Genomic DNA, 24,100 nt, shown 5'->3' on the forward strand with positions numbered 1-24,100 from the left:
GTAATTGTTGCAACGCAACATGTTTTCGGCTAATGCCTTCGCCCCGCTCTCAAACGTATGAGGGGCGACACCAGAGCACATCAGCATCGCTGCGGGACGTGACCTCCCCAAGGACACGCCCCGCATTTCTCTGGGCACTAGGGGAGTGCCCCCAACAGATGCCGGCTGACTGCAACAGCGCGGCATCCTTACTAAAAACCGTTGCGATTCGAAACGCACGGCGCCAGGCAAAAGAAAGGCGTCTACCGGATCTGCGCAGCGGACGGAGGTAAGTATGAACGGTTGGAAAACCCTTCATTCTTCCGGGATCGGATCGGCGCTGCAACGCCGGCTCGTCGCCCCGGTTGGCCGCCGCCTCGCGCGTGCAGGCCAAGTTGCGCTGCCTCGTAAGCTGCGCATGGAGTTGAACGCAGGGGGCGCCGTCGCGTCCCGCAATGAGTTGCATCCTGGCGTACTGCTGGTGTTCCGCAGCGGGCATGTCGTGCTCAACAGCATCGGCTTGCTGGCGGTGGCCGCCGCAGTTGCACTCTCGCTCAACAGCGAGTGGCGTGCCACGGTCGCTCAACGCGTGCTGCATTTCACGCCGGGCGTCGACACCAGTGTCGCCTCGGCCAATCCGTCGCCCGCGATTGCGGCTGGCGTGCAGCCGGTGGCTTTTGCACCGACAGCGCCGTCTGCCGGTACGGGTGCCGCTCAAGCTGTAGCGCCTGCTGCGGCGCAGGGTGGCACGGTCGCGGCCGCAGGTTGGGACACGCTTTCGAAGGTGCCGTCCGTGGCCGAGTTGGCTGCGCAGATTCCGAACACGCAAGTCGTCCGCGACGCGCGTGAGTCGGCAACCGCCGGTACCCCGCGAGAGCAGGCTGCCGTGGCGGAATACATCGCCCGCAAGTATCGCGTGGCGGCCACGGCTACCGGCCAGCTGGTGAAGGCTGCATATCAGACCGGCAAGGAAGTCGGCCTTGATCCGTTGCTGATCCTGGGCGTGATGGCGATCGAGTCCAGCTTCAATCCGTTCGCTGAAAGCGGCATGGGTGCGCAGGGCCTGATGCAGGTCATGACCAAGGTCCACCAGGACAAGTACGAAGTGATGGGTGGCGTCGGTGCCGCGCTCAACCCGTACGCCAACATCAAGGTCGGTGCGCTGGTGCTGAAGGATTGCATCGCGCGTGCAGGTTCGATCGAAGGCGGCCTGAAGCTGTATGTCGGGGCGGTGACCCAGGGTGATGGCGGCTACGGCGGCAAGGTGCTGCAGGAACGCTCGCGTCTGCGCATGGTGGCGACGGGTCATCGTTCGCCGATGACGGCGGCGTCCGAACGCGAACCGGTGAAGCCGGTTGCAACGGCAACCCCCGTGACGCAGGCCGACGTGAAGACGCAAGCCGCCAAGCCAGCCGACAAGCAACCGGCTGCAGGTCAACAGGAAGAGGCGCGTCTGGACAATAAGTCGCAGGGCCAAGCCTGATCGACCTGATTCGCTGCGCTATATAAGAAAGGCCGTCCTCCGGGACGGCCTTTTCTGTTTGGGCGACGCCTAGCGTGTTTTACCGGCTGAAGAGCTTACCGAGCCGTGCGACCGCTTCTTCCAGGTGCGCCATCGACGTGGCGTACGACAGCCGGATGTAGTGCTGCGCCGTGTGCGGACCAAAATCCAGGCCCGGCACGAGGACCACGCCCGCGTCATGCAGCATCGACTGGGTGAGGGCATCTGCATTGCCGGCATGCGGGTGGTTCACGCCACGGCAATCGGCGTAGACATAGAACGCGCCGTCCGGCTTGACGGGTACCTTGAAGCCAAGCGACTCCAGCGCCGGCACGATGAAATCACGGCGGCGCCGGAATTCGGCCTTGCGTTCTTCGTAGATCGCCAATGCTTCCGGCTCAAAGCAGGCAAGCGCCGCGTATTGCGCCACCGCCGACGCGCAGATGAACAGGTTCTGCGCGACCTTCTCGAACTCCGGCACCAGTTCGGCGGGTGCGACCAGCCAGCCGAGCCGCCAGCCGGTCATGTTGAAGTACTTCGAAAAGCTGTTGATCGTAACGACATCGTCGCCGAACGACAGTGCGGAGACCGGGGCCTGATCGTATGACAAGCCTTGGTAGATCTCATCGACGATCGAGAATCCGCCTCGCGTGCGTACCGTCTGCACAATACGCTGCAGCTCATCCGGCAGGATCGACGTGCCCGTCGGGTTGGAAGGGGAGGCCAGCAGCACACCCTGCGTGCGCTCACCCCAGTGGGCTTCAACCTGCGCGGCCGTCAACTGAAAGCGTTCTTCCGGCCCCGACGGCACCAGCTTCGCCTCGCCATTGAAGGCGGCCACGAAGTGGCGGTTGCATGGATAGCTCGGATCGGGCATCAGGACTTCGCCGCCGATCTCCACCAGCACCGCACACGCCAGCAGCAATGCTGCCGACGCGCCCGCCGTCACGATGATGCGCTCGGGAGCGATGTCGAGGCCGTAAACGGTGTGGTAGTAGCGGGCGATTGCCTGGCGCAGCGGGCGAATGCCCAAGGCCCCGGTGTACTGCGTGACGCCGCGCCGCATGGCGTCGGCCGCGGCTTGCACGACGGGCTCGGCGGCGGTGAAGTCCGGCTCGCCGATGCCCATGTGGATGATGCTGCGTCCCGCCAGTTCCAGTTCGCGGGCCTGCTTGGCCAGCTCCATCACGTGAAAGGCGCGGATATTGGCGAGCCGGGCGGCTGTCTGCAGGCGGTGGGCGTCCATCTTGAAGCGAAGCAAAAAGGTAAAGCGAACCGCAGACGCCGAATTACCGGCGGGCAGCGACCTCGACAGCGCGCACTTGCGCAGCCAGCTTGTCCAGCACGCCGTTGACGTACTTGTAGCCTTCGACGCCGCCAAAGGTCTTGGTCAGTTCAACCGCCTCGTTGATCACGACCTTGTACGGGATGTCCACGCAGTGCACCAACTCGTACGCGCCGACCAGCAGGGCGGCACGCTCGACGGGCGACAGCTCGGCAACCGGGCGATCCAGGTACGGCGTGAACGCCTCGGTCAGCGTGGTTTCTTCGCGGATCGCACCGTGCAGCAGCGCGTCGAAGTGCGCGCGGTCGGCCTTGTTGAAGCCTTGCGCGTCCTGCAGATGCGCCTCGACCACGCCCGGGTCGTTGCGATTGAGCAGCCATTGATACAGGCCCTGCAGCGCCAGTTCGCGCGCACGGCGGCGCGCGCTCTTGGCGGGGGCCTTGGTCTTGGCTTGGGAATTGTCTTGCGTCATGGGAAAAGCCTTTGCGCGAGGAAGCGCTTATTCGTTCTCGCCGTCGTCGTCCTGGCCGTGATCCTGCAGACCGTCGAGGTCGTTGGTCAGGTTGGCCATTTCGACAGCGGTGCGGGCGCAGTCGCGACCCTTTTCGCGGGTGCGGGCGTGGGCCTGTGCGTCGGTGTCGGTGGTCAGGATGCCGTTGGCGATGGCGATGTTGAAGTCCAGACCCACGCGCGTGATGCCGGCGCCCGATTCGTTGGACACCAGCTCGAAGTGGTAAGTCTCGCCGCGGATGACTGCGCCCAGTGCGATCAGCGCGTCGAACTGGCCCGATTCGGCCATCTTCTGCAGGGCCAGCGGGACTTCCAGCGCGCCCGGCACAGTCACCAGCAGCACGTCTTCGCCGGCCACGCCGAGTTGTTCGAGTTCAGCGACGCACGCTTCGCGCAGCGCTTCGCACACGGGCTCGTTGAAACGCGCCTGGACGATGCCGATGCGCAGGCCTTCGCCGTTGAGATTGGTCGGGTAGAAGCCGTGGTCCATGGTGTATTCCGGTTGGGGTTGCCTGAGGTTGTCTATCTGGCAACGTCAAAAAAAAGAAAGCCGGCGCGGCAGTTTAGCTACCGCGCCAAGTTCAATGCGTGGCGGCGGACGAAGCCGAAGTGACGTCCGGCGCATCTGCCATCGACTGATACGCCGTCACTTCCAGATCGTAGCCGACCATGCTTGGCAGCTTGAGCGGCGAGGCGAGCACACGCATCTTGCCGACGCCCACGTCCTTGAGGATCTGCGCGCCGATACCGTAAATGCGCGGATCGGGTTTCGTGCGCGGGCGCTCGTGCGGCGCATCCAGTGCGGTGAACTGGGTGAACAGGCGATCCGCCGAATCGCCGCAATTGAGCAGCACGACCACGCCGGTCGGGGCGGCCTGCACGGCGCGCAGGGCGGCAGGGACGCTCCAAGAGTGCGTCGTGCGCTGGCACTCCAGCAGGTCGAGCACAGACAGGGGCTCGTGCACGCGCACCAGCGTTTCGGTGTCCGGCGTCGGCGTGCCCTTGACCAGCGCCAGATGGGCGCGGCCAGCCGCGCGGTCGCGGAAGGCAACGGCATGGAATGTGCCGAACTGCGTCTCCATCGTGCGCTCGCCGACCCGCTCGACGATGCTCTCGGTGCGGCTGCGGTATTGGATCAAGTCGGCAATCGTGCCGATCTTCAAGCCATGTTTCTTGGCGAACTCCACCAGGTCCGGCAAGCGCGCCATGGTGCCGTCGTCCTTCAGGATTTCGCAGATCACGGCGGCGGGCGTCAAGCCAGCCATTGCGGTCAGGTCGCAGCCGGCTTCGGTGTGGCCGGCGCGCATGAGCACGCCACCCTTCTGGGCCCGCAGCGGGAAGATGTGGCCCGGATTCACCAGGTCAGACGGTTTGGCGTTCTTGGCCGCCGCCACCTGGATGGTGCGTGCGCGGTCGGCCGCGGAAATACCGGTGGTCACGCCTTCCGCCGCTTCGATCGATACGGTGAAATTGGTGCCGAACTGCGTGCCGTTGCGGCTCGCCATCATGGGCAGGTCGAGCTGGTCGCAGTGCGCTTCGGTGAGCGTCAGGCACACCAGGCCACGCGCGTGCGTGACCATGAAGTTGATGGCTTCTGGCGTGACGAAATCGCTCGCCAGGATCAGGTCGCCTTCGTTCTCACGGTCTTCCTCGTCGACCAGGATGACCATCCGGCCGGCGCGGATTTCGGCAATGATTTCTTCGACTGTGGCGATCGACATGGCGTAGCAGGGGTGCGCGCCGCCGGCCCACTCCCGTAAATCCATGATTTCGGGGGCCGTGCGACTGCGTAAATGGGAAGCCCGCTATTGTACGCCAAGGCGGCCCCAAGCCAGTGGGGGCCAGCGGTTCAAACGGCTGCCAGCGGCTGGGTGCCCACGGGCAGGCCAATGGCGGCGTGGGTCAGCATGCGTTCCACGTAGCGGGCGATCAGGTCGATCTCCAGGTTGACCTGGCTGCCGGCCTTCAAGTGCTTCAGCGTGGTGACCGCCACCGTGTGCGGGATCAGGTTGATCGAGAACTCGCAGCCCTCGGCATCGTCACGGACGGTATTGACCGTCAGCGACACGCCGTTGACCACCACGGAGCCCTTGTAGGCCAGATATTTGCCCAACTCTGCCGGCGCCCGCACCCGCAGTTCGTGCGATTCGTTGACCGGCGCGAAATGCGTGACCGTGCCTAGGCCGTCCACATGACCCGATACGAGGTGCCCCCCGATGTGGTCGGCCAGGCGCAGCGCCTTCTCCAGATTCACCTCGCCCGGGTGTTCCAGCCCGACCGTCTTGGAGAGCGATTCGCGTGACACATCGACCTCGAAACGGGTGTCGGTTTTGGCGACGACCGTCATGCAGGCGCCCTGGATGGCGATCGAATCGCCCAAAGCCACATCCGCGAGCGGCAGGCCGCCGGAGTCGATGGACAGGCGCACGCCAGCATCGGCGTTGTCGCCCAGCGGCGAGACGGTTTCAATACGGCCAACTGCGGCGACGATTCCGGTAAACATAAGCAATCAATCCGTCGGGTTGCGGCGCGCCAGGATGCGGAGGTCGCCCCCGATGCGCGAGATATCGTGAAAGAAGAATTCGGCCGCGCCTTCCAGCGTCTGCAGCGGCCCCATATTGAACATGCCCTGACCCGAGCCGAGCACCTTGGGCGCCAGATAGACAAGGACCTCGTCAACGAGCCCTTCGCGCAGCAGCGAGCCGTTGAGCTTGAAACCGGCCTCAACATGCAGCTCGTTGATCTCGCGGCGGCCCAGTTCGCGCAGGACCGCGGCCAGATCGACCTTTCCGGCTGCGTTGGGCAGCAGGATGACCTCTGCGCCGCGCTCGCTCAACGCACGCATGCGGCCGGCTTCGGGGTGAGCGGCAAAAATCAGCGTCGGCTCGTGGTGGCCATCTGCAGTCAGGATGTGCGCATCGAGCGGCACGTCCAGCGCCGAATCGATCAGCACACGCCGCGGCTGGCGCGGTGTATTGACGGCGCGCACGGTCAGTCGCGGGTTGTCTTCGCGCACCGTGCCGATGCCGGTGAGGATGGCGCAGGCACGCGCGCGCCAGCGGTGGCCGTCGTTGCGGGCTTCGGTTTCGGTGATCCACTGGCTGATGCCATTGTCCAGCGCGGTGCGGCCATCCAGCGATGCGCCGACCTTCACGCGCACCCACGGCGTGCCGCGCGTCATGCGCGAGACGAAACCGATGTTCAGCTCCCGCGCCTCGCGTTCCAGGAGGCCGCAGCGCACGTCAACGCCGGCGTCTCGCAGCTTCTGCAAGCCACGTCCGGAAACGGCGGGGTTCGGATCTTCCATGGCCGCCACCACGCGCGCAATACCGGCTTCAACCAGGCGATCAGCGCAGGGTGGGGTGCGACCAAAGTGGCTGCAGGGCTCCAGCGTCACATAGGCAGTGGCGCCGCGCACCTCGTGGCCGCGAGACTGCGCATCCTTGATGGCCTGGATTTCAGCGTGGTCCTGGCCGGCGGGTTGTGTGTAGCCCTCGCCGATGACGGTGTCGTCACGCACGATCACGCAGCCGACGCGCGGGTTCGGCGTGGTGGTAAACAAACCCTTCTCGGCCAGCGCCAGGGCGCGCTGCATCATGGCGTGGTCGAAGTCGGAGAACATGGGTGTAAAGCGGCCTGGTTACGGATCAGTATTGGAAGCTCGGCAACTGCTGCTGCGGTCCGTATCTGGGTCACAGATTCGGGGGCGGCCAACTGTGTTGATCCGTACTAGGCGCGTATGGCGTCCGCTAGAGATCGTCACTGTGGTGCCGGTGACTTCGGTCATCCGTGAGTATCCCACAGCCTCGTAGGAAAGCGTGCCACGAGGCACGCTGAGCCGGACCGCAGGCACCGTAGGCAATGGCACGGACACCATGATTTCTCTCTCCGACGCGGTAGCTGCGCCCGGCGTACTTGTCGTTCCCAATACTGTCAACTCCCACCCGCTAGACCAGCCTGTTGAGGCGTTCCGAGGGGCGATTTCTGTCTGAAGATGTCGATGCTGAGCCGTACGCTGGGCGAGCGATATCGTACTGGCCAAGCGTTCGGCGAGAAGCGTCACGGTCTCGCGCTGCCAGCGGTCGATGGTTGATGGCACTGCCATTACGGCCAGTAAAGTGAGGATGGCAAGCACGATCACCAATTCCAAGAGGGTCACGCCTGCTTTCCGGGTGGCTAGCATTGGTGGTGTTATGGCCAACATGCCGCGTCGTGCGGTTCGCGTTCGCCGGTGCTTCGTAGAACGAGCATGCCGCAGGAGGCGTCTGCTCTATCCGGAACGGCGACCACTTCAATACATTGAGTCTTCGGCAGTTCTATACCCGCGCTGGAGCATGCCTGTGGGCGGATGGAATAACCGTCCGCATGCGGGATCGGGCCGTGAAATGGTGATTCCCCATCGTACGTACCTGTGCGCGCCCGCCGGAGTTCCAGCTGCGATAGGGCACCGACTAAGGCGGCGCCCGCGCTGACGCGATGTGCACGCTGCCGATACGCAGACCAGCTTGATGTGGCGAAAAAAGCTAGCAACCCCACGACGGCAAGCGCTGCCATTAACTCAACCAACGTGAATGCACGCGTAGGACGCATCAGCGTGCCCCGGCTTCGGTCACTTCGCGCCAGCTGAGTCGGCCGAGTTGGCGCGTGTATGTGCGCGATTCCAGTTGCTGGACACGTTGGCCATCCAGTTGCCACAGGACGGTGTGTGTCGCCTGCGTGGCGTCACCGCGAGGTGTCTCGGCGGGCGGAGCGCTCTGTATGGTGATGAGCGGTGCGCCCAGGACAACCCGGCCTGTTCGACCATCTTTGCTCACGGGGAGGCCGGTTTTCGCGTCCAGCAGATAGGTACGTTCGCGGTCGGCAGCGTCGCGTGTGGTGAGCAGCAAACTGTTCAGACCGGCTGCGGTCAGGTCGTCTGGCCTTTGGCCAGTGGGCAGATCGATGCGCCAGCCTACGACGCTGTTACTTCCCCGCTGGATGACCACGCCATCTAACACTTCGCTGGTACTCAAACCTTCGAGGCTGTCGCGCGATAGATTGCGTCGAGACATGTTTGTATCTGCGACGCCATACAGCGTGGCATGCCCGTCGGCACCGAGTGCGGTGAAAACAAGCAGTGGACCGCCAGTGGTGGACGCCAGGAGGATCGGACTCAGGATGCGCTGGATGGAGCCGCCGCGTGAGGTGGCCGTGAAGAAGGGCGTGCGGCGCTCGGTATCGTTGGATCCCAGTGCGTGCGACCAAGGCGGCGCGCCCGTCAGGTCGAAGCGCCAGAGTTGGCCATGCGTGTCCGCGACGTAAGCGAAGGTGGCTGTTCCGTGCGGCCCGAGTGCCACCGCAGGGGCGCCAAGGCCCCCTCGACTGGCAACTGGAGGCACCTGGATCGACAGAGCTGTGCCGGGTTGGTCCAGCGCTACGAGCAACAGGCGGCTTTCCGCGCGCTCGCTGCCTTCGCCATTGCCGCTGATGGCAAACCAGCGGCGTTGTCCGTCGCCGCCGTTGTTAACGGGGACGATAGGGATGGGGCCTGCCATGTGGCCGACACTGGGATCGTTGCTCGCATCATAGGCGAGCATCTGCAGCGGCGCGGACGAGGTCGGATCGGTGACGTCTACCAAAAACATGCCCGACCCCATTTCACCATTTGGGCAAGCGAGTAGTGACCGCCATTGCTTTCCGACCAGCGCATCGGCTGCGAAGGGGTGGCTGCAGATTGGCGCCGGTACCGGTTGCCCGAGAGAGATATTGCGCACAGCCGCGGGCAGGGCGGCGTCTGGGATGACGGCGAAGCGCTCTATGCCGCTTAGCGCATCGAAGCCATGCAACATGCCGTCGTTCGCGCCGATGTAGACCATCCATGGGCGGCGCGCGTGCTGTTGGCGAAATGGTTCGTGACTTGCATCGAGAGCGAAGCCCGGCGGGCCGAGCAATTGCACGCGTGCGCCGCGCATTGCGCCTAGCACCGATTTGCGTGGCCGCAGCGTGGGATCGTCGTGCTCGTGTTGTCGTACGCCACGCAGATAGTCGACGCGTCGGGTACCAAGCTCGACGCTTGTGGCAATTTCGGTCTGCTGGTCAGGCGATAGGGTTGTCCAACGCAGCCGGACTGGCGTGCGAACGCCCGATTGACTGCGATGGAACGTCCACAGCTGTCTCGCATCTGGTGAGACATCATGGAGTTGGCGGCTCGCCTCCCAAAGATCCGGTGGTGCCGGGGCATCGAGCGTGCCGAGTGTGGGCAGAAACTGCATCCCACGGAGTTTGCCGCTCCAAGGGTCGGCGCCGGGCGCGACGACAATGTGAGTCGGCAGGTGACCGGCGGGATTGCTGCCCGTGGCGGCAAGCGTTGAACTGACCTGCGCTATGACGATCCCCACACAGATTTGCCATGCTTTCATGGCTGGTTTGGCCGTGGGCGAAAAACGGTTTGCAACAGCACATTGATCTGCGGGTTGATGCCAAAGCCCGCAGCTGTAATCCTAAACAGCGAAGGCGCGCGCCCGGCGCCGGCTTGTAGCCACTGGCCCGGCAATGCGTCAGGAATCGGCTCGATGACATAGCGAGCCGGCGTTGCGCTGAGCCCGTCACGCTGCGCAGCGGTTGTGAGCGTCACACTGCGCGAACCGCTCTGGACCAGATTGGCGAGCTTCGAGGCCGATTGCCCCTGCAGTGGCCAACACAGGCCGGCTTGGGTGCCTTGCCCACAGATGCCGGGAACAAAGCCAGCCAAAGTCACGGGATCAAGTGCCGCAATGCGCGCCGCATCCATCGTGACGGGGCAGTTTCTGCGGGTTGGCGTACCGGTCGCCACTGCAAGTTCGCATTCGGCCGCGCCCAATGCAGTCTCGGCCGCGTGCAAAGCGATCGCATAGTCTGCAGACAGACCGGTACGGCGGAGGTGGTCTTGCACCAGTTGCAAGGCCGTAACCATCAACAAGCTGATGATGATCAGCGTGCCTGTCACTGCGATGATCGAGAAGCCGCGCACGCTTGTTTGTTGGATCAGCATGCGTCGACCTCGCAGCGGAGTGGGTTGCGTACGGCGAACGTGGCGGTGAAGAGGGCGCGGTTACGGCGCGGATCTTCAGGCTGGAAGGACAGGTCTTCTGGGCGTGCGCCTGGTACGGACTCAAATGCGGGGAATAGGGCGATATTGTCTGGTGTTGGCGGTCTGAGCGAATACCAGTCGCCGCGTACGACGATGGCAACATGGACTTGCTCTACCCGGTACCAATCTGCGGCCGCCATGGTCCGCGCGGATACGGTTTCGGCTGGTGATGTGGTCGTGGGTGCGAGCGTGTAGAGCAGTTGTAACGTCTCGACTCCACGTACGATTTCGCTCGAGTTCACTGCGACAAGAGCATCGCCACTGTTGCGTGACAAGGATCGACACATGAGTCGTGGAGCCTGCTCGACATCGGTGCTGACGGAGATAAACAACAACATGCTTCCCAAGCGCGGATCAGCTTCTGTCCCAGCGCGCTCTCGTACGCCGTAGTTGTCGCAGTCCAGCGTGGCGCCGTCAGGTTCGTCGGGCGTTGGTGGCAAGTGGTTGCGGCCCGAGAAGCGGACGAGCAATGCGTCACTGTGTTGTGTCCCAGGCAGACCACATTCCAGTTCCACAGTTTTCTTTGGCTGGCCGCAGTCTTCCGCTCCGACAAGTGACAATGGCGCTGTTGCCTCCGCCCAGCGACGGACGGCGGAAGCGGTGGGCGTGTCAGTAATCCACCCCGCTTGGCGTACCGCCTTGCCAATCAACTCCAATGCACGCATTCCGCGATCCTCAATGAGGGCTTCGTCGGCCAACCGCTGGTAACGTGCCCGGGCGATCAGCATTAGTTGCAATGCGATTGCCAACACCATCAAGGCGATGACCATGCCGACCAACAGTTCGACGAGCGACGCGCCTCGCGTATGCCGTGGGAGCGGGCGCGGCATCTCAGCGGGTTTCCATCTGGTTGGTTTGAGCGCGGGCCTCAGCTGCTAACGCGCGGGCGGCTTGGCTGGTGGCCTCTAGATAATCGAGCGCGCGGAACATGGCTGCAGCGGCCAAGGATAGGACGGCCAAGGCCACAAGGGCCTCGAGCAGGATGACGCCGTGTTGCTGGGTAACGTGCGGACGGACAGGCATGATCGGCTGGTACTGGTCAGCCGCTCAAGTTAGTGCGAAGTGGGCCGTATAACTGTCATATCTCGTCAATACCCTCTCGAGAATCGAACGCCCGGGATTCCGGGATGTGGCGGATCGTTGGTTTTTCGCCAACATGCGCGCTCCCGAATCTTGCGGTTGAAGGAGGGGTTGTTGACACTTTTTGACTAATTCCCCACTATTCCGGGGTTGCATCTGCCTAGGCGTTTTGGTCAGCAGATGACCGCGTTCACGGGGGTCGGACGCGAGCCAGCGTAGAAGAACTCAAATCAGTTTCGAATCGGCAGCGCGCGAAATCGATTGCGTCGTGACTGCCGCATAAAACAAATAGTCGGGGGTTCGAGTCATGCTTAACGGGATTTCGCCCATTGGGCGATGCGGGTTTCTAGTCAGCCGTTTCCTAGACTGATATGGCGGCAGCGGTCCGCAATCACCTTACCGCGCATCAATTTCAATCGTCACGCAACCGTTGGCCTCAATGCCGACGGACGCGGCGTGGCGAAGTCGTTGGCGTTCGCGCTGACAACGTGTCGTGTCACAGCCAAATTGATACAGATATGTCGTACCCGAATGGGGAAAGCGGCGTGCGGGGGCGCGCCGGTTGCATTCGTTCGAACCGCATCCGAGGCATCTCGCTGGTTGAACTGATGGTGACGCTGGCGATCGTAGCGGTTCTTGCGGTAATCGCGACACCATCGTATGTCGGGCTGACACAGCGGACGCGCTTGCAAGCCGAAGCCAATTCTCTGGTGAATGATCTGCAATTCGCCCGCAGCGAGGCGATCAAGCGTGGGCAGCCGGTGAGCCTTTGTCCGTCATCCAACGGCACCGCATGCAACACGACCAATACGAGTAATTGGGAAGTCGGCTGGATCGTCTTCAATGATGTCAACGGCTCAGGTACGACGGATTCCACCAACGATGTACCGCTGCGTGTGCGTGCCGCTCTTGCGAGCGGCGATACGTTTAGGCCGAGTCCGGCGGCTTCAGCGGTGACATATAACCGCGATGGCTTCGCGACCAATTTGACCAATGGCACCGTCACGATGACGTTGCATACCGCGGCGCCTGTCAATGACAGTGCGACGCGTTGCGTGGCGATCAACATGGTCGGTCGGCAAGTCGTACAGACGAAGGGGACCGGTTCATGCAACTGAGTATGAGGCGCTGTGAGGCCGCCGGTTTTTCGTTGATTGAAGCGCTTATCACGATGGTGGTGGTTGGCGTAGGCCTGTTGGGTTTGGCGAAAATTCAGGCGGCGGCAGTCAGCAATACGCAGATCTCGCGCGTGCGTTCGCTCGTGGCGCTGCAGACCGAAAGCCTCGCAGCGGCCATGCACGGAAATAGCGCTTTCTGGGCTGCGGGAGGCACCGCCCCGGCGACGTTTAGTGTGACGGGCACGACTATCACAGACAGTTCCAATGTGTTGAACCAGACACTGACCGCGGGCGCTTGCCTTTCGGGGAATTCCTGCACCCCGGCTCAATTGGCTGCTTACGATGTCCAGCAATGGGCCAGCACGATGAATGCGAACTTCCCAGGCTATTCGGCTACGGTCAACTGCACGACGGCAACAGGTGTGCCAGTGAGCTGCAATATCACGGTGAGCTGGAATGAAAAGTATGTCGCGGTCAACAGCACAACGGCGGCGTCTGGAGTAGTCACGGCGTCCACCCAGAGCTTTACGGTGTACGTCCAGCCATGAGCGCCAATTCGATGACTCACCGGATGCGACCGGCTCGCAGCCAGGGCGGTACAAGCCTAGTCGAGATACTGATCGCCATGGTCATCGCGCTGTTCATCATGACTGGCGTGGTGGTTGTATTCGTGAACATGCAGAAGAGCTTCACGAGCCAGGATCAGCTTGCGCAGTTGCAAGACAATGAGCGACTGGCGCTGACCATTTTCACCAATGTTGTACAGCAGGCGGGGTATTTCCCCAACCCGACAGTCAACACGGCCCTGTCGGCATTCCCGGCGAATGGCTCGCTGGCCGCTGGCCAGGTGATTTCAGGTACGTCGGGTGCCACTGCAGGTACCGATACGGTAACAACGCAGTTTGCGACTGCCAGTGGGGACGGCACCATGAACTGCCTGGGGCAGACCAACACGAGCGGCGCTCAGCAGGTCTACATCAACACGTTGTCCGTCAATGCCAACAACGAACTGCAATGCGCGATGACGCTTGTGTCCAGCGGTGTAACGACCACGGTACCGCTGGTGAGTGGGGTCACGGGACTGAGCGTACTGTATGGCACCGATACCAACACCAACGGCTATGACGATTCTTATCTGACGGCCGCACAGGTGGCGGCGTCCGGCTATTGGTCGCAAGTCCATACCGTTCAGGTCAAGCTCACTTTTTCGACACAGTTTGGTAACCAAGTTGGGCAGGCGCAGAGCACAACGTGGGTGCAGAACATCAGCCTGAAGAATCAGTCATGAGCACCACCATGGGTTTTTCCAAGCTGCCAAATCGCGCTGACCGCGGGTACACCCTCGTTGTTGGACTGCTGCTGTTGGTGGTTCTCACGCTGTTTGCTATTGGCATGTTTCGTAGCTTTGGCTTGCAAGAGAAGATTGCGGCCAATACGCGCGATAAGCAGCGTGCCCTTGAGGCAGCACAGAGCGCCCTTCAGTACGGCGAATGGTGGCTGGGGCAGGGCAACGGCTCGAGTGGCATCGCGTGCTCGGGTGTAAACAACGGCAACACGCTTGCGAATATGCGCGTGTGCAACACCGCTCTGGCGTCTCCTTCCACTTTGCCGTGGGGCGTTGGTTCAACCTATCTGCCGCCTTCCATGACGGCGAATGGCGGGGGAGGCATGGCCGGTGCGAGTTCTCCGGCGGGGGATATCAACTACGCAGGTGTCCCAGGCTTGTACATCAACTACATCGGTATGAGCCCGAACGGGCTCGCACAGCTTTACCAAGTCACCGCCTATGGCTTTGGCGGTGATGCGACGACAGCAGCAGTGGTGCAGAGCACCTATCGCATCAGTTCTGGCGCCAAAGATCTGGGACAACAGTGATGAAAACAATTCAACGGGTGGGTTTGCTGGCAACCGCTGCGCTACTGCCGGGGGTTGCCAGGGCGCAGTTGGTGATCAGCGACACGTTGACGGGTGCCTCGTCTTCGTATAACTGGAAGGCGCTCAATGGTGCATGCCTGACTGCGGGCAATGGCAGCGGCACAATTCCGGCGTGTTCGGGGCTCAGTTACTACAGTGGTACGACCCTGGTGGGCGGTGTCACTGGTACGCTCCCGGATGCAATAGGTTCGGGCGCTCTGCGCTTGACCAACGGTGATACGACCACCGGTAGTAACGGTAACAACCAGACGGGCGCCGTGGTCTCTAATTTCACCTTCCCGACCAATCAAGGTCTTCAGGTGACGTTCACTACGGTGACCTACGGCGGCAACGCTTACAACAATGCCGCAGGCCAAGCGTCTGGGGCGGACGGTATCAGCTTCTTTCTCGCCGACGGCTCAAAACCGGCGACAGTCGGGGCGCTGGGCGGGAGTCTCGGTTACAGCTGTTCCAACGGCAATCCCACGTACGACGGTGTACAGGGTGGTTACATCGGCCTTGGGATCGACGAGTTTGGCAACTTTTCGAACGCCGGGGACAACACGAACTCTGGTGTCGGCGCGATCCCCAATCGCATCAGTTTGCGGGGCGCGGGCAATACCAATTGGGCGAACCTGTCGGCGACTTACCCGAAGTACTATCCCTCGGGTCTCAGTGCGTCGTCACAGATGAGCGCCGTGCAAAAAACCTGTGCTGCAGGCAATCTCTATAACTTTAGCGGCACGACGCAGACAGACTCCACCGGTGCCAGCATCAAAAACGGCGCTAAAACCAACGACAAGCTGACCTACAACTACAACTACATTTCGGGCGATACGCTCGGCAGCAACGTGACGCTGTACAGCCAGGAGGCTGCTGGGAAAAATGCGGCGGGCGGAAGCAAGGCGGTGCGCGGGAACGCGACGCCCATCACCTACGCGCTGAGCATCACGCAAGACGGTCTGCTGAGCCTCTCATATAGCGTGAATGGCGGCACGGCCCAACCTGTGATCACAAACCAGAGCATTACCGCGTCGAATGGGCCGTTGCCTGCGTCATTCCGCTTCGGCTTCTCAGCCGGTACGGGCGGGGGCAGTAACGTCCACGAAATTACCTGCTTCAAGGCTGCGCCAGTCGGGCAGGCGAACAGTTCGGCGGGTACCAACGTGCAGCAATCGGCTCGCGTGGAGGCTGGGACGCAGGTGTATCTGGCCTACTACCATCCGACGAACTGGTGGGGGGAGCTGACCGCGCAGAACCTGGTGATGGACCCGACCACGGGCATTGTCTCCATCGCGACCAATGCCAACTGGAATGCCAGCTGCACCTTGACCGGTGGGGCATGCCCGGCTATCAGCTCTACGTCGACTGTGACAGCGCAGGCCCCGTCAGCGCGGAGCATTTTGACGTGGAATGGCACCAGCGGCATTCCGTTCCAATGGTCAAACCTTACGTCTGCGCAAAAGTCTGCGTTGGACAGCGCTTCAGCCAGTGGTGCAAGCAGCCCGCGCCAGGCTTACTTGCGCGGTGATCGCACCAATGAAGTCGCCAATGGTGGGTCATTCCGCTCCCGTACTGGCGTGATGGGCGACATCATGAATTCCAGCCCGACCTGGGTTGGCGCGCCATCGGCGCCGTATACCGGGCCTTGGGTGGATTCTCTTTACTCCTCGGCAACTCCGTCCGAACCTGCCGGTAGCTATGCCCTCTTCAAGACCAATAATGCTCAGCGTGCCAACGTTGTGTACGTGGGCGCCAATGACGGCATGCTGCATGGTTTCCGTGCTGGGGGCTACGATGCCAACGGCAAGTTCACCACGGCGACGACACCGAACGACGGGAAGGAAGTTCTTGCCTACATGCCGGCGGCGGCCTTGAACGCCATCTACAACACCAACGGCAAACTGGATTTCAGCTCCCCGTCGTATGCCCACAATCTGTATGTGGATGCGACTCCCGGTACAGGCGAGCTTTACTACAACAATGCCTGGCATACGTGGCTGGTCGGTGGGCTGGGTGGTGGTGGCAATACCGCCGGGGCGATTGCGGACAACACGAGCGTAGGCACGGGCGCTCTTTATGCCCTTGATATCACTAATCCCGCGAACTTCAGTGAGAGCAACGCCAGCTCGCTGGTTATCGGCGAATGGTCGTCCGCCAACCTCAAGTGCACCAACGTCGCCGGTTGTGCCAGCTATCTTGGTAACACCTACGGGACCCCAGTGATCCGCCGTCTTCACAATGGCAATTGGGCGGTGCTGTTCGGAAATGGTTTGAATAGCTCGAGCGGTGGCGCAGGTCTGTACATCATGCTGGTGGCAAGCGATGGAACCACATCCTTCTACTACCTCGACACTGGCTACGGTCCGAGCAAGGACCCCCTGAAAGCGAACAACAAGAACGGCATCGCCTATGTAACGCCAGCGGATCTTGATGGCGACCACATTACCGACTACGTGTACGCAGGCGATGCGTTCGGCAACGTCTGGCGTTTCGATCTGACGTCGCAGAATCCTGCATCGTGGAGCGTTTCCAGCGCGCCGATGTTCTCAACGCCGGCCGGTCAACCGATTACGAGCAAGGTGGCGGTCGCCGCCATCCCGGGTAGCGGCACGGGCGCGCCGCGTGTGCTCGTCAGCTTCGGCACGGGTCAGGCTTTCCCCGTAACGCAGACCAGCGCTGCCGCCTATTCCAGCAACACTGCGCAGTCTCTGTATGGTGTCTGGGACTGGAACATGAACGCTTGGAACGCGATCGCACCGGCGGCTGCGGTGTATGCAACTCTGACGGGCCCGCAGACAGTGACTGCGTCGACCCTGCAGACGCAGAGCATTACGAACACCTCGGTCAGCTCGGGAACGACGCCATCGTACCGGACTGTGAGCAACAACAAGGTGTGCTGGGTGGGTTCGACAACGTGTGGCACTAGCAGTACTGCCAATACCCAGTTCGGCTGGAAGCTCGCGTTGCCAAGCACCACCACGGGCTCTGGTTCGAGCGCGGTTACCAACTATGAGCAGGTGGTCTATAACCCAACGCTGGCCTATGGCATGTTCATCGTCAACACGACGGTGCCGGGAACCCAACAGGTTTTGTCCTGTACCTCGACGCCTGCGTCTGGCTACACCATGGCCATCTCTGTCGCATCGGGTGGGGCGGGCACTGCGTCGTTTTTCGGTGACAACAACAATAACTTCCCGACTCTCAACGGCGGCATTGTCAGCGGTATCGGCTTGAGTGGTACCGGCACACCGTCTATCGTGACCGCCAACAAGCTGCCGTATCTGGTGCAGCAAACCGTGAGCGGAACAGGTACTGTCAACCAGATCAACCCGAGCGCAGCTGGTGTCGGCTCGCGCATGACTTGGACCAAGCTACGCTAATGATGAGCCGAAATGCAACGTCTGCCCTGTCGCGTAGCGAAGGCGGTTTCTCACTGATGGAATTGATGATCACGGTAGCGATCATCGCCATCCTGGCCCGCATTGCCTATCCGTCGTACCAGCAATACATCCTCAAATCGCACCGGGCAGACGCGAAGACCGCACTGCTGGATTTGGCAGTGCGTCAGGAGCGGTTTTTTACGCTGCAGAATAACTACGCTGCTTCACCCGCTTCACTCGGCTATGCGGCGGCGAGTTTTCCGTTCGCCATTCAGTCTGGCACGCAGTCGTACTATCAGCTCAATGTTGCGGTAACGGGCACGGCAGGCGCGAGTGGTGCTGCAGCGCCTGGCTATTCCGCTTCCGCTGTTCCGGTCAGTCCGCAGACGGCCGATGCGTGTGGTACATACACCATCAACCAACTCGGCGTGCAAGGCAACGCCAACATGGCTGCGGGTACCACGTCAGCACAGTGTTGGTAACAGAAAACAGGAAAGGGCCCATCTGGGCCCTTTTCTATTTCCGCACGTTCGTCGCCGCAACCTCATCCAGCACGTCCCGGAACTCTGCCAGATCCTCAAAACTCCGATACACCGACGCAAACCGGATGTACCCGATCTTGTCCAGCCGCTTGAGTTCGCGCATCACCAGTTCGCCCACGCGGTCGCTGCCGATTTCCTTTTCGCCGTGGCTGAGGAGTTTTTCTTCGATGCGGGCGATGGCCTCGTCGATGGCCTCGGCGGATACGGGGCGCTTGCGCAGTGCCAGCCGCATGGAATCCTTGACCTTGTTGCGGTCGTAGTCGACGCGGCTGCCGTTCTTTTTGACGACGGCCGGAAAGAACAGCTCGATGCGTTCGTAGGTCGTGAAGCGGCGGTCGCAGGATTCGCAGCGGCGGCGGCGGCGCACGGTGTCGCCTTCTTCCGACATGCGGGTATCAATCACCTGGGTGGCCGCGTGGCCGCAAAAGGGGCATTTCATGCCGGTGGTCTCCTCGGCAACCTCAAAGAACGCACTGCGCTAAAAGAACAACGCCGCGATGGCCCCTCATTCAATTCGGGGCGCATCGCGGCAGGGTACTACGTGGCCGGAAGATCCGGCCATCGGCGGATGCCTTAGGCGTAGACCGGGAACTGCTTGGTCAGCTCGGCCACCTTGGCGCGCACGGCGGCGATGTTCGCTTCGTCGTGCGGATTGTCCAGCACATCGGCGATCAGGTGCGCGACCTTAACGGCCTCCGCTTCCTTGAAGCCGCGTGTGGTCATGGCCGGCGAACCCAGGCGCACGCCCGACGTCACGAACGGCTTTTCCGGGTCATTCGGAATGGCGTTCTTGTTGACGGTGATGTGGGCGTCACCCAGTACCTTCTCCGCTTCCTTGCCGGTGATCTTCTTGGCGCGCAGGTCGACCAGCATCACGTGGCTTTCCGTGCGGCCCGACACGATGCGCAGGCCGCGGGCCATCAGCGTTTCGGCCATGGCAGCCGCGTTTTTCACGACCTGTTGCTGGTACGCCTTGAATTCCGGCGACAGCGCTTCCTTGAACGCCACCGCCTTGCCGGCGATCACGTGCATCAGCGGGCCACCCTGGATACCCGGGAAGATCGCCGAGTTGATGGCTTTTTCGTGTTCGGCCTTCATCAGGATCACGCCACCGCGCGGGCCGCGCAGGCTCTTGTGCGTGGTCGTCGTGACGAAGTCTGCGTGCGGCACCGGGTTCGGGTACACACCAGCGGCGATCAGGCCGGCGTAGTGCGCCATGTCCACCATGAAATACGCGCCGATCGACTTGGCGATCTTGCCGATGCGCTCGAAATCGATGCGCAGCGCAAATGCCGATGCGCCGGCGATGATCAGCTTCGGCTTCTTCTCCTGCGCCAGAGCTTCGAGCGCGTCGTAATCGATGTCTTCCTGCGCGTTCAGGCCGTAGCTGACTACGTTGAACCACTTGCCGCTCATGTTGAGCGCCATGCCGTGCGTCAGGTGGCCGCCTTCGGCCAGGCTCATGCCCATGATCGTGTCGCCCGGCTTGAGCACGGCGAAGAACACGCCCTGGTTGGCCTGCGAGCCCGAGTTCGGCTGCACGTTGGCGGCTTCGGCGCCGAAGAGCTGCTTCACGCGGTCGATGGCGAGCTGTTCCACCACGTCCACATATTCGCAGCCGCCGTAGTAACGCTTGCCGGGATAGCCCTCGGCGTACTTGTTGGTCAGTTGGGAGCCCTGCGCGGCCATCACGGCCGGGGACGTGTAGTTCTCGGAGGCAATCAGCTCGATGTGGTCTTCCTGACGCTGATTTTCCTTCTGGATGGCGGCAAAGATTTCGGGATCGATCTGGTCGATCGTATAGCGGCTGCGTTCGAACATGGCGAGTGTCTGGTCTGAAACGAAACGGAAATGGCGGAGATCGGGCGAGGCGTGGGGAAACATGCGCGCGGCTTGAACGACTGCGCTCGGGGTTGGCCGATTGCAGCGGGTGTCCAAGTCACCCTGTGCTTCCCATTCGCTGCCCAGGCGAGCGGCAGGCGCCGTTGTGCATGACGCCAGGAACCTTGCGCTTCCTCGTGGTCGCTGCCCACATGTCGAAGCCGCTCAAAGCAGCTTCAGGATTCGCCAGTCGCGCAAGGTGGAATGGTTGCCCGCGAGTGTACGACAGCCCCATGGCCGCTGCAAGAAGCGGGCGTGCAGACGCGCACATTGCGGTGCAATACCGCACAACGCTTCAGGTAAACTCTGACCTTTCGTTTTTTCAGGCCCGGAGACACTTCCATGATCGTATTCGTGACCGGCGCAACAGCCGGGTTCGGCGCGGCCATCGCGCGGCGTTTCGTGCGAGAAGGCCATCGTGTGATTGCGGCAGGCCGCCGCCAGGACCGCCTTGATGCACTCAAGGCTGAATTGGGCGATGCCGTGTTGCCGTTCGTGCTGGACGTGCTGGATGCCGACGCCGTTGCGGCGCTGCCGGGTACGCTGCCCGAGGGCTGGCGGGAAGTCGACGTGCTGGTCAACAACGCCGGTCTGGCGCTGGGCCTCGAACCCGCGCAGCGTGCTGACCTGACCGATTGGGACCGCATGATCGGCACCAACTGCTCGGGGCTGGTGCATATGACGCGTGCGTTACTTCCGGCCATGGTGGAGCGCAATCGCGGTCACATCATCAATATTGGCTCGATTGCCGGGACGTACCCGTATCCGGGCGGCAACGTGTACGGCGCCACCAAGGCGTTTGTCCGCCAGTTTTCGTTGAACTTGCGGGCGGACCTGACCGGCACGCGCGTACGCGTATCGAACGTCGAGCCAGGCCTTTGCTCCGGCACGGAGTTTTCCAACGTGCGTTTCAAGGGCGACGATGCCCGTGTGGAGAAGGTCTATGAAGGCACCGAGGCGCTCACCGCCGACGACATCGCCGAGGCCGTCTACTGGATGGCGGCGTTGCCGGCGCACTTCAATGTCAACGCGATGGAACTGATGCCCGTTTGCCAGTCATTCTCTGCCACCAGCGTGACACGAGGCATGGCCTGAATTCGAGCGCAAGCCCTCGGCCGGTCGGTGGATGGCTGGCCGTCACTTGCGTCTTGGTAAAATTACCCGATGGCTTCTTTTGACTGGAACCTGCGCGTGTATTGGGAAGATACCGACGCAGGCGGCGTGGTGTTTTACGCCAACTATTTGAAATTTTTTGAGCGCGCCCGCACCGAGTGGCTGCGCGCCCTTGGGGTCGATCAGCAGGCGCTGGCCGACACGACCGGGGCCATTTTCGTGGTCCGCAGCACCGCCGTGGATTACCGCGCGCCGGCCCGCTTGGACGACCTGCTGCAGATCCGTTCGCGTATGGAACGGGTCGGCCCCGCGTCAGTCCAATTCGCCCAAGAAGGCTGGCGCGGCGACGTTTTGCTCGCATCAGGCACGATTCGTGTTGGATGTGTCGACCGGCTCACTTTCCGGCCGACCCCGATTCCCGCTCCCGTACTCGCAACCATCAAAGCCGCCGCATGAATCCCGTCGAGGTCACACAAGATCTGTCGATCGTCTCGCTGGTGCTGCACGCCAGCCTCCTGGTCCAATTCGTCATGGGCCTGCTGCTGGTGATGTCGCTGTTCTCCTGGACGTACATCTTCCGCAAAGCGTTTGCGCTGCGCGCCGCGCGCAGCCAGACCGAATCGTTCGAGCGCGATTTCTGGGCCGGCGGCGACCTGCAGGCGCTGTACCAGAGCGCTGCCAACAACCGCCACACCACCGGCGCGCTGGAACGCATCTTTGAAGCCGGCATGCGCGAATACCTCAAGGCGCGCGAGCTGCAGCGCGGCGGCGGCGATCCGAGCGCCATTCTCGATGCCTCCCGCCGTGCCATGCGTGCGGCTTACCAGCGCGAGATGGATTCGCTCGAATCGCACCTGCCATTCCTGGCATCGGTCGGCTCGGTCAGCCCGTACATCGGCCTGTTCGGCACCGTCTGGGGGATCATGAACGCCTTCCGCGGCCTGTCCAACGTGCAACAGGCGACGCTGTCGGCGGTGGCACCGGGCATTGCTGAAGCGCTGGTCGCCACGGCCATCGGTTTGTTTGCGGCCATTCCGGCGGTGATCGCCTACAACCGCTACGCCACCGAGATGGACCGCTTGGCCAACCGTTTCGAGAGCTTCATGGAAGAGTTCTCGAACATCCTCCAGCGCCAGACGCGCTAAGGAGCCGCGCTCATGGCTACCATCCAGCGAACGCGCCGCGCCCGACGGGCCAAGGCTGACATCAACGTCGTTCCGTACATCGACGTGATGCTGGTGCTGCTGGTCATCTTCATGGTGGCGGCGCCCGTGGTGAACCCGGGCGTGGTCAATCTGCCCTCGGTGGCCAACGCCACGCCGCAGCAGACCCAGCCGCCTATCGTCGTGACGATCAAGGGCGACGGCACGATCCTTGCTCGCATCAAGACGGGTTCCGGCGCCACCGAGCAGAAGCTCGCCAACAACAACGAGCTGCGCGCATTTGTGAAGCAGCGCACGGACGAAAACCCCGATCAGCCCGTCGTGATTGCCGCCGACAAGTCGGTGCAGTACGACCGCGTGCTGACCGTGATGAGCGTGCTCAAGGGTGATGGCGTGAAGCGCGTCGGCCTGATGGTGAAATCGTCATGAGCACGTTGAAGAATCCGGGCGAGGCAACCTGAACGTCATGGCTACGACGTCGTTGCACCGTTACGAGCCTGTTCGCGAGCGCGGGACGCTGCGCGCGTTCGGGTTGGCGGTCCTGACACACATTCTGCTGCTGATCTTTCTGTACTTTGGCGTGCAGTGGCAGAGCAGTACCCCGCGCGGCGAAGAGGCCGAGCTCTGGGACGAGGCGGCGGTTCAGCAGGCCGTGCAGCAGGCCGCGCCGGTGCCGGACGTCAAGCCGGAACCGGTGATCAAGGCGCCGCCGGCCAAGGTGGAAGAAGAAGCGGATATCGCGCTGGAGCAGCAGAAGCGCAAGCGCGAACAGGAGGCTGCCGCCGCCCGTGAGGCCGAACTCGCCCGCCGCGCCGCCGAAGAGCGCGCCCAAGCCCAGCGACAGGCCCGTCTGAAGGAAGAGCAACAGGCGCGTCAGGCGGAACTCCAACGCAAGGCCTTGGCCGAACAGCAGGCCAAGGAGAAGGCCGCTGAGAAGGCTGCCGCGGACGCAGCGCAGGCCCGCAAGAATGCACAGCTGCAAGCCCAGGCCGAAGCGAAGGCCAAGGCGGAAGCTGATGCGAAGCAGAAGGAATTGAAGGCCAAGGCCGCCGCAGAGGCCAAAGCCAAGGCTGACGCCGAGCGCAAGGCGAATGAATCGCGTGCCAATGCACAACGCCAGGCGCAGCTGGATCGGTTGCGCGCGATGGCCGGTGCGGGCGCGACGGGTACGGTTGCGGGCTCCGGCGGCGGTGTCGGCAATGCCCAGGGCACGGGCGGCACGGCGTCGGCCGGGTATGCCGAGCGCGTACGGGCCAAGGTCAAGCCGAACATCCTGTTCGATCCTTCGGCCGTCAATGGCAACCCGTCGGCGGTCGTGTCGGTGCAGATGGCGCCGGATGGTTCGATCTTGTCGAAGCGCCTGACGAAATCGAGCGGCAACGGCGCCTATGACGAAGCCGTGATGCGCGCGGTCGAGCGCTCGGATCCGCTGCCGCGCGATACCAACGGCAAAGCGCCGTCGAGCGTCATCCTGACGTTCCGGCCGAAGGAATAACGGGTTGGCGCTCCTCAAAGTTGCGCCG

General features: G+C 62.4%; 26 protein-coding genes and 1 riboswitch. Of the genes, 12 read left to right on the plus strand and 14 right to left on the minus strand.

Features of this window, described 5'->3' with window-relative positions; translation table 11 throughout:
- The first annotated feature begins 274 nt into the window (after positions 1–274).
- Positions 275–1,462, plus strand: a complete 1,188-nt coding sequence (locus tag ABIC76_RS22865) for a lytic transglycosylase domain-containing protein (protein WP_354535348.1) — start codon at positions 275–277, stop codon at positions 1,460–1,462.
- A gap of 79 nt (positions 1,463–1,541) precedes the next feature.
- On the opposite strand, the gene ABIC76_RS22870 is transcribed toward ABIC76_RS22865, so the two are convergent.
- From ABIC76_RS22870 to ABIC76_RS22925, 12 genes are all read right to left on the minus strand, one after another.
- Complete coding sequence (locus tag ABIC76_RS22870) at positions 1,542–2,726, minus strand: pyridoxal phosphate-dependent aminotransferase (protein WP_354535349.1); 1,185 nt, start codon at positions 2,724–2,726, stop codon at positions 1,542–1,544.
- Between the two features lie 43 nt (positions 2,727–2,769).
- On the minus strand, positions 2,770–3,237 hold the full coding sequence (gene nusB / locus ABIC76_RS22875; RefSeq protein ID WP_012761449.1) for a transcription antitermination factor NusB: 468 nt from the start codon (positions 3,235–3,237) through the stop codon (positions 2,770–2,772).
- 27 nt (positions 3,238–3,264) lie between these two features.
- Positions 3,265–3,765 carry a 6,7-dimethyl-8-ribityllumazine synthase gene (ribH, locus tag ABIC76_RS22880; protein ID WP_004629552.1) on the minus strand — a complete coding sequence of 167 codons (501 nt, stop codon included), beginning with the start codon at positions 3,763–3,765 and terminating at the stop codon, positions 3,265–3,267.
- A 91-nt stretch (positions 3,766–3,856) separates the two neighbouring features.
- A complete protein-coding gene (ribBA, locus tag ABIC76_RS22885) occupies positions 3,857–4,996 on the minus strand; it encodes a bifunctional 3,4-dihydroxy-2-butanone-4-phosphate synthase/GTP cyclohydrolase II (protein ID WP_102064702.1) in 1,140 nt (379 codons plus the stop codon).
- A gap of 128 nt (positions 4,997–5,124) precedes the next feature.
- Positions 5,125–5,778 carry a riboflavin synthase gene (locus ABIC76_RS22890; protein WP_354535350.1) on the minus strand — a complete coding sequence of 218 codons (654 nt, stop codon included), beginning with the start codon at positions 5,776–5,778 and terminating at the stop codon, positions 5,125–5,127.
- A 6-nt stretch (positions 5,779–5,784) separates the two neighbouring features.
- Positions 5,785–6,897: a bifunctional diaminohydroxyphosphoribosylaminopyrimidine deaminase/5-amino-6-(5-phosphoribosylamino)uracil reductase RibD gene (gene ribD / locus ABIC76_RS22895; protein ID WP_316884422.1), complete on the minus strand. Its 1,113-nt coding sequence runs from the start codon at positions 6,895–6,897 to the stop codon at positions 5,785–5,787.
- 18 nt (positions 6,898–6,915) lie between these two features.
- On the minus strand, positions 6,916–7,479 hold the full coding sequence (locus ABIC76_RS22900; RefSeq protein ID WP_354535351.1) for a GspH/FimT family pseudopilin: 564 nt from the start codon (positions 7,477–7,479) through the stop codon (positions 6,916–6,918).
- Positions 7,467–7,865 carry a type IV pilin protein gene (locus tag ABIC76_RS22905; RefSeq protein WP_354535352.1) on the minus strand — a complete coding sequence of 133 codons (399 nt, stop codon included), beginning with the start codon at positions 7,863–7,865 and terminating at the stop codon, positions 7,467–7,469. Before ABIC76_RS22905 ends, ABIC76_RS22900 begins: the two co-directional genes overlap by 13 nt.
- Entirely contained in the window at positions 7,865–9,673 is a 1,809-nt protein-coding gene (locus ABIC76_RS22910; RefSeq protein WP_354535353.1) for a pilus assembly protein, read from the minus strand. The genes ABIC76_RS22905 and ABIC76_RS22910 overlap by 1 nt, the downstream gene beginning before the upstream one ends.
- Positions 9,670–10,284 (minus strand): pilus assembly PilX family protein, encoded by a 615-nt coding sequence (locus tag ABIC76_RS22915; RefSeq protein ID WP_354535354.1) that lies wholly within the window; start codon positions 10,282–10,284, stop codon positions 9,670–9,672. The genes ABIC76_RS22910 and ABIC76_RS22915 overlap by 4 nt, the downstream gene beginning before the upstream one ends.
- Positions 10,278–11,213: a PilW family protein gene (locus ABIC76_RS22920; protein WP_354535355.1), complete on the minus strand. Its 936-nt coding sequence runs from the start codon at positions 11,211–11,213 to the stop codon at positions 10,278–10,280. Before ABIC76_RS22920 ends, ABIC76_RS22915 begins: the two co-directional genes overlap by 7 nt.
- 1 nt (position 11,214) lies before the next feature.
- Positions 11,215–11,406, minus strand: a complete 192-nt coding sequence (locus ABIC76_RS22925; protein WP_354535356.1) for a prepilin-type N-terminal cleavage/methylation domain-containing protein — start codon at positions 11,404–11,406, stop codon at positions 11,215–11,217.
- 575 nt (positions 11,407–11,981) lie between these two features.
- On the opposite strand from ABIC76_RS22925, the gene ABIC76_RS22930 reads away from it, so the two are divergent.
- From ABIC76_RS22930 to ABIC76_RS22955, 6 genes are read left to right on the plus strand one after another with little or no spacing between them, the layout of a single operon-like run.
- On the plus strand, positions 11,982–12,581 hold the full coding sequence (locus ABIC76_RS22930; protein WP_354535357.1) for a GspH/FimT family pseudopilin: 600 nt from the start codon (positions 11,982–11,984) through the stop codon (positions 12,579–12,581).
- The gene (gene pilV, locus ABIC76_RS22935; RefSeq protein ID WP_354535358.1) at positions 12,572–13,129 is read left to right on the plus strand and encodes a type IV pilus modification protein PilV; all 558 of its coding nucleotides are present in this window, start codon (positions 12,572–12,574) and stop codon (positions 13,127–13,129) included. The genes ABIC76_RS22930 and pilV overlap by 10 nt, the downstream gene beginning before the upstream one ends.
- A complete protein-coding gene (locus ABIC76_RS22940) occupies positions 13,126–13,869 on the plus strand; it encodes a PilW family protein (protein WP_354535359.1) in 744 nt (247 codons plus the stop codon). Before pilV ends, ABIC76_RS22940 begins: the two co-directional genes overlap by 4 nt.
- A complete protein-coding gene (locus ABIC76_RS22945; protein WP_354535360.1) occupies positions 13,866–14,456 on the plus strand; it encodes a pilus assembly PilX family protein in 591 nt (196 codons plus the stop codon). Before ABIC76_RS22940 ends, ABIC76_RS22945 begins: the two co-directional genes overlap by 4 nt.
- A complete protein-coding gene (locus ABIC76_RS22950; RefSeq protein ID WP_354535361.1) occupies positions 14,456–17,878 on the plus strand; it encodes a pilus assembly protein in 3,423 nt (1,140 codons plus the stop codon). The genes ABIC76_RS22945 and ABIC76_RS22950 overlap by 1 nt, the downstream gene beginning before the upstream one ends.
- 2 nt (positions 17,879–17,880) lie before the next feature.
- Positions 17,881–18,360, plus strand: a complete 480-nt coding sequence (locus ABIC76_RS22955) for a type IV pilin protein (protein ID WP_092971893.1) — start codon at positions 17,881–17,883, stop codon at positions 18,358–18,360.
- 34 nt (positions 18,361–18,394) lie between these two features.
- Here ABIC76_RS22955 and nrdR read toward each other — a convergent pair whose 3' ends face one another.
- The gene (nrdR, locus tag ABIC76_RS22960) at positions 18,395–18,859 is read right to left on the minus strand and encodes a transcriptional regulator NrdR (RefSeq protein ID WP_004629525.1); all 465 of its coding nucleotides are present in this window, start codon (positions 18,857–18,859) and stop codon (positions 18,395–18,397) included.
- Positions 18,860–18,993: 134 nt separating this feature from the next.
- Positions 18,994–20,241, minus strand: a complete 1,248-nt coding sequence (gene glyA, locus ABIC76_RS22965) for a serine hydroxymethyltransferase (RefSeq protein WP_027677962.1) — start codon at positions 20,239–20,241, stop codon at positions 18,994–18,996.
- 134 nt (positions 20,242–20,375) lie between these two features.
- A riboswitch (ZMP/ZTP riboswitch) is annotated at positions 20,376–20,505 on the minus strand.
- A gap of 138 nt (positions 20,506–20,643) precedes the next feature.
- Between glyA and ydfG the strand changes: the two genes are divergently transcribed.
- The 5 genes from ydfG (at position 20,644) to tolA (ending at position 24,072) form a co-directional block, all read left to right on the plus strand.
- Positions 20,644–21,396, plus strand: coding sequence for a bifunctional NADP-dependent 3-hydroxy acid dehydrogenase/3-hydroxypropionate dehydrogenase YdfG (ydfG, locus tag ABIC76_RS22970; protein ID WP_092971769.1), 753 nt, complete (start codon positions 20,644–20,646; stop codon positions 21,394–21,396).
- A gap of 69 nt (positions 21,397–21,465) precedes the next feature.
- On the plus strand, positions 21,466–21,870 hold the full coding sequence (gene ybgC / locus ABIC76_RS22975) for a tol-pal system-associated acyl-CoA thioesterase (RefSeq protein WP_004629519.1): 405 nt from the start codon (positions 21,466–21,468) through the stop codon (positions 21,868–21,870).
- Positions 21,867–22,559, plus strand: a complete 693-nt coding sequence (gene tolQ, locus ABIC76_RS22980; RefSeq protein ID WP_004629517.1) for a protein TolQ — start codon at positions 21,867–21,869, stop codon at positions 22,557–22,559. Before ybgC ends, tolQ begins: the two co-directional genes overlap by 4 nt.
- Before the next feature lie 12 nt (positions 22,560–22,571).
- Entirely contained in the window at positions 22,572–23,006 is a 435-nt protein-coding gene (gene tolR, locus ABIC76_RS22985; protein WP_004629515.1) for a protein TolR, read from the plus strand.
- Positions 23,007–23,043: 37 nt separating this feature from the next.
- Entirely contained in the window at positions 23,044–24,072 is a 1,029-nt protein-coding gene (tolA, locus tag ABIC76_RS22990) for a cell envelope integrity protein TolA (RefSeq protein ID WP_354535362.1), read from the plus strand.
- The last annotated feature ends 28 nt before the right edge of the window (positions 24,073–24,100 follow it).

The sequence above is a fragment of the Ralstonia sp. 1138 genome (genome assembly GCF_040544795.1).
Lineage (GTDB): Bacteria > Pseudomonadota > Gammaproteobacteria > Burkholderiales > Burkholderiaceae > Ralstonia > Ralstonia flatus.

Bases quoted from the DNA above. Each gene is read 5' to 3' on its own strand.
- ABIC76_RS22865 (WP_354535348.1), top strand. From the start codon at position 275: ATGAACGGTTGGAAAACCCTTCATTCTTCCGGGATCGGATCGGCGCTG.
- ABIC76_RS22870 (WP_354535349.1), bottom strand. From the start codon at position 2,726: ATGGACGCCCACCGCCTGCAGACAGCCGCCCGGCTCGCCAATATCCGC.
- nusB (WP_012761449.1), bottom strand. From the start codon at position 3,237: ATGACGCAAGACAATTCCCAAGCCAAGACCAAGGCCCCCGCCAAGAGC.
- ribH (WP_004629552.1), bottom strand. From the start codon at position 3,765: ATGGACCACGGCTTCTACCCGACCAATCTCAACGGCGAAGGCCTGCGC.
- ribBA (WP_102064702.1), bottom strand. From the start codon at position 4,996: ATGTCGATCGCCACAGTCGAAGAAATCATTGCCGAAATCCGCGCCGGC.
- ABIC76_RS22890 (WP_354535350.1), bottom strand. From the start codon at position 5,778: ATGTTTACCGGAATCGTCGCCGCAGTTGGCCGTATTGAAACCGTCTCG.
- ribD (WP_316884422.1), bottom strand. From the start codon at position 6,897: ATGTTCTCCGACTTCGACCACGCCATGATGCAGCGCGCCCTGGCGCTG.
- ABIC76_RS22900 (WP_354535351.1), bottom strand. From the start codon at position 7,479: ATGTTGGCCATAACACCACCAATGCTAGCCACCCGGAAAGCAGGCGTG.
- ABIC76_RS22905 (WP_354535352.1), bottom strand. From the start codon at position 7,865: ATGCGTCCTACGCGTGCATTCACGTTGGTTGAGTTAATGGCAGCGCTT.
- ABIC76_RS22910 (WP_354535353.1), bottom strand. From the start codon at position 9,673: ATGAAAGCATGGCAAATCTGTGTGGGGATCGTCATAGCGCAGGTCAGT.
- ABIC76_RS22915 (WP_354535354.1), bottom strand. From the start codon at position 10,284: ATGCTGATCCAACAAACAAGCGTGCGCGGCTTCTCGATCATCGCAGTG.
- ABIC76_RS22920 (WP_354535355.1), bottom strand. From the start codon at position 11,213: ATGCCGCGCCCGCTCCCACGGCATACGCGAGGCGCGTCGCTCGTCGAA.
- ABIC76_RS22925 (WP_354535356.1), bottom strand. From the start codon at position 11,406: ATGCCTGTCCGTCCGCACGTTACCCAGCAACACGGCGTCATCCTGCTC.
- ABIC76_RS22930 (WP_354535357.1), top strand. From the start codon at position 11,982: ATGTCGTACCCGAATGGGGAAAGCGGCGTGCGGGGGCGCGCCGGTTGC.
- pilV (WP_354535358.1), top strand. From the start codon at position 12,572: ATGCAACTGAGTATGAGGCGCTGTGAGGCCGCCGGTTTTTCGTTGATT.
- ABIC76_RS22940 (WP_354535359.1), top strand. From the start codon at position 13,126: ATGAGCGCCAATTCGATGACTCACCGGATGCGACCGGCTCGCAGCCAG.
- ABIC76_RS22945 (WP_354535360.1), top strand. From the start codon at position 13,866: ATGAGCACCACCATGGGTTTTTCCAAGCTGCCAAATCGCGCTGACCGC.
- ABIC76_RS22950 (WP_354535361.1), top strand. From the start codon at position 14,456: ATGAAAACAATTCAACGGGTGGGTTTGCTGGCAACCGCTGCGCTACTG.
- ABIC76_RS22955 (WP_092971893.1), top strand. From the start codon at position 17,881: ATGAGCCGAAATGCAACGTCTGCCCTGTCGCGTAGCGAAGGCGGTTTC.
- nrdR (WP_004629525.1), bottom strand. From the start codon at position 18,859: ATGAAATGCCCCTTTTGCGGCCACGCGGCCACCCAGGTGATTGATACC.
- glyA (WP_027677962.1), bottom strand. From the start codon at position 20,241: ATGTTCGAACGCAGCCGCTATACGATCGACCAGATCGATCCCGAAATC.
- ydfG (WP_092971769.1), top strand. From the start codon at position 20,644: ATGATCGTATTCGTGACCGGCGCAACAGCCGGGTTCGGCGCGGCCATC.
- ybgC (WP_004629519.1), top strand. From the start codon at position 21,466: ATGGCTTCTTTTGACTGGAACCTGCGCGTGTATTGGGAAGATACCGAC.
- tolQ (WP_004629517.1), top strand. From the start codon at position 21,867: ATGAATCCCGTCGAGGTCACACAAGATCTGTCGATCGTCTCGCTGGTG.
- tolR (WP_004629515.1), top strand. From the start codon at position 22,572: ATGGCTACCATCCAGCGAACGCGCCGCGCCCGACGGGCCAAGGCTGAC.
- tolA (WP_354535362.1), top strand. From the start codon at position 23,044: ATGGCTACGACGTCGTTGCACCGTTACGAGCCTGTTCGCGAGCGCGGG.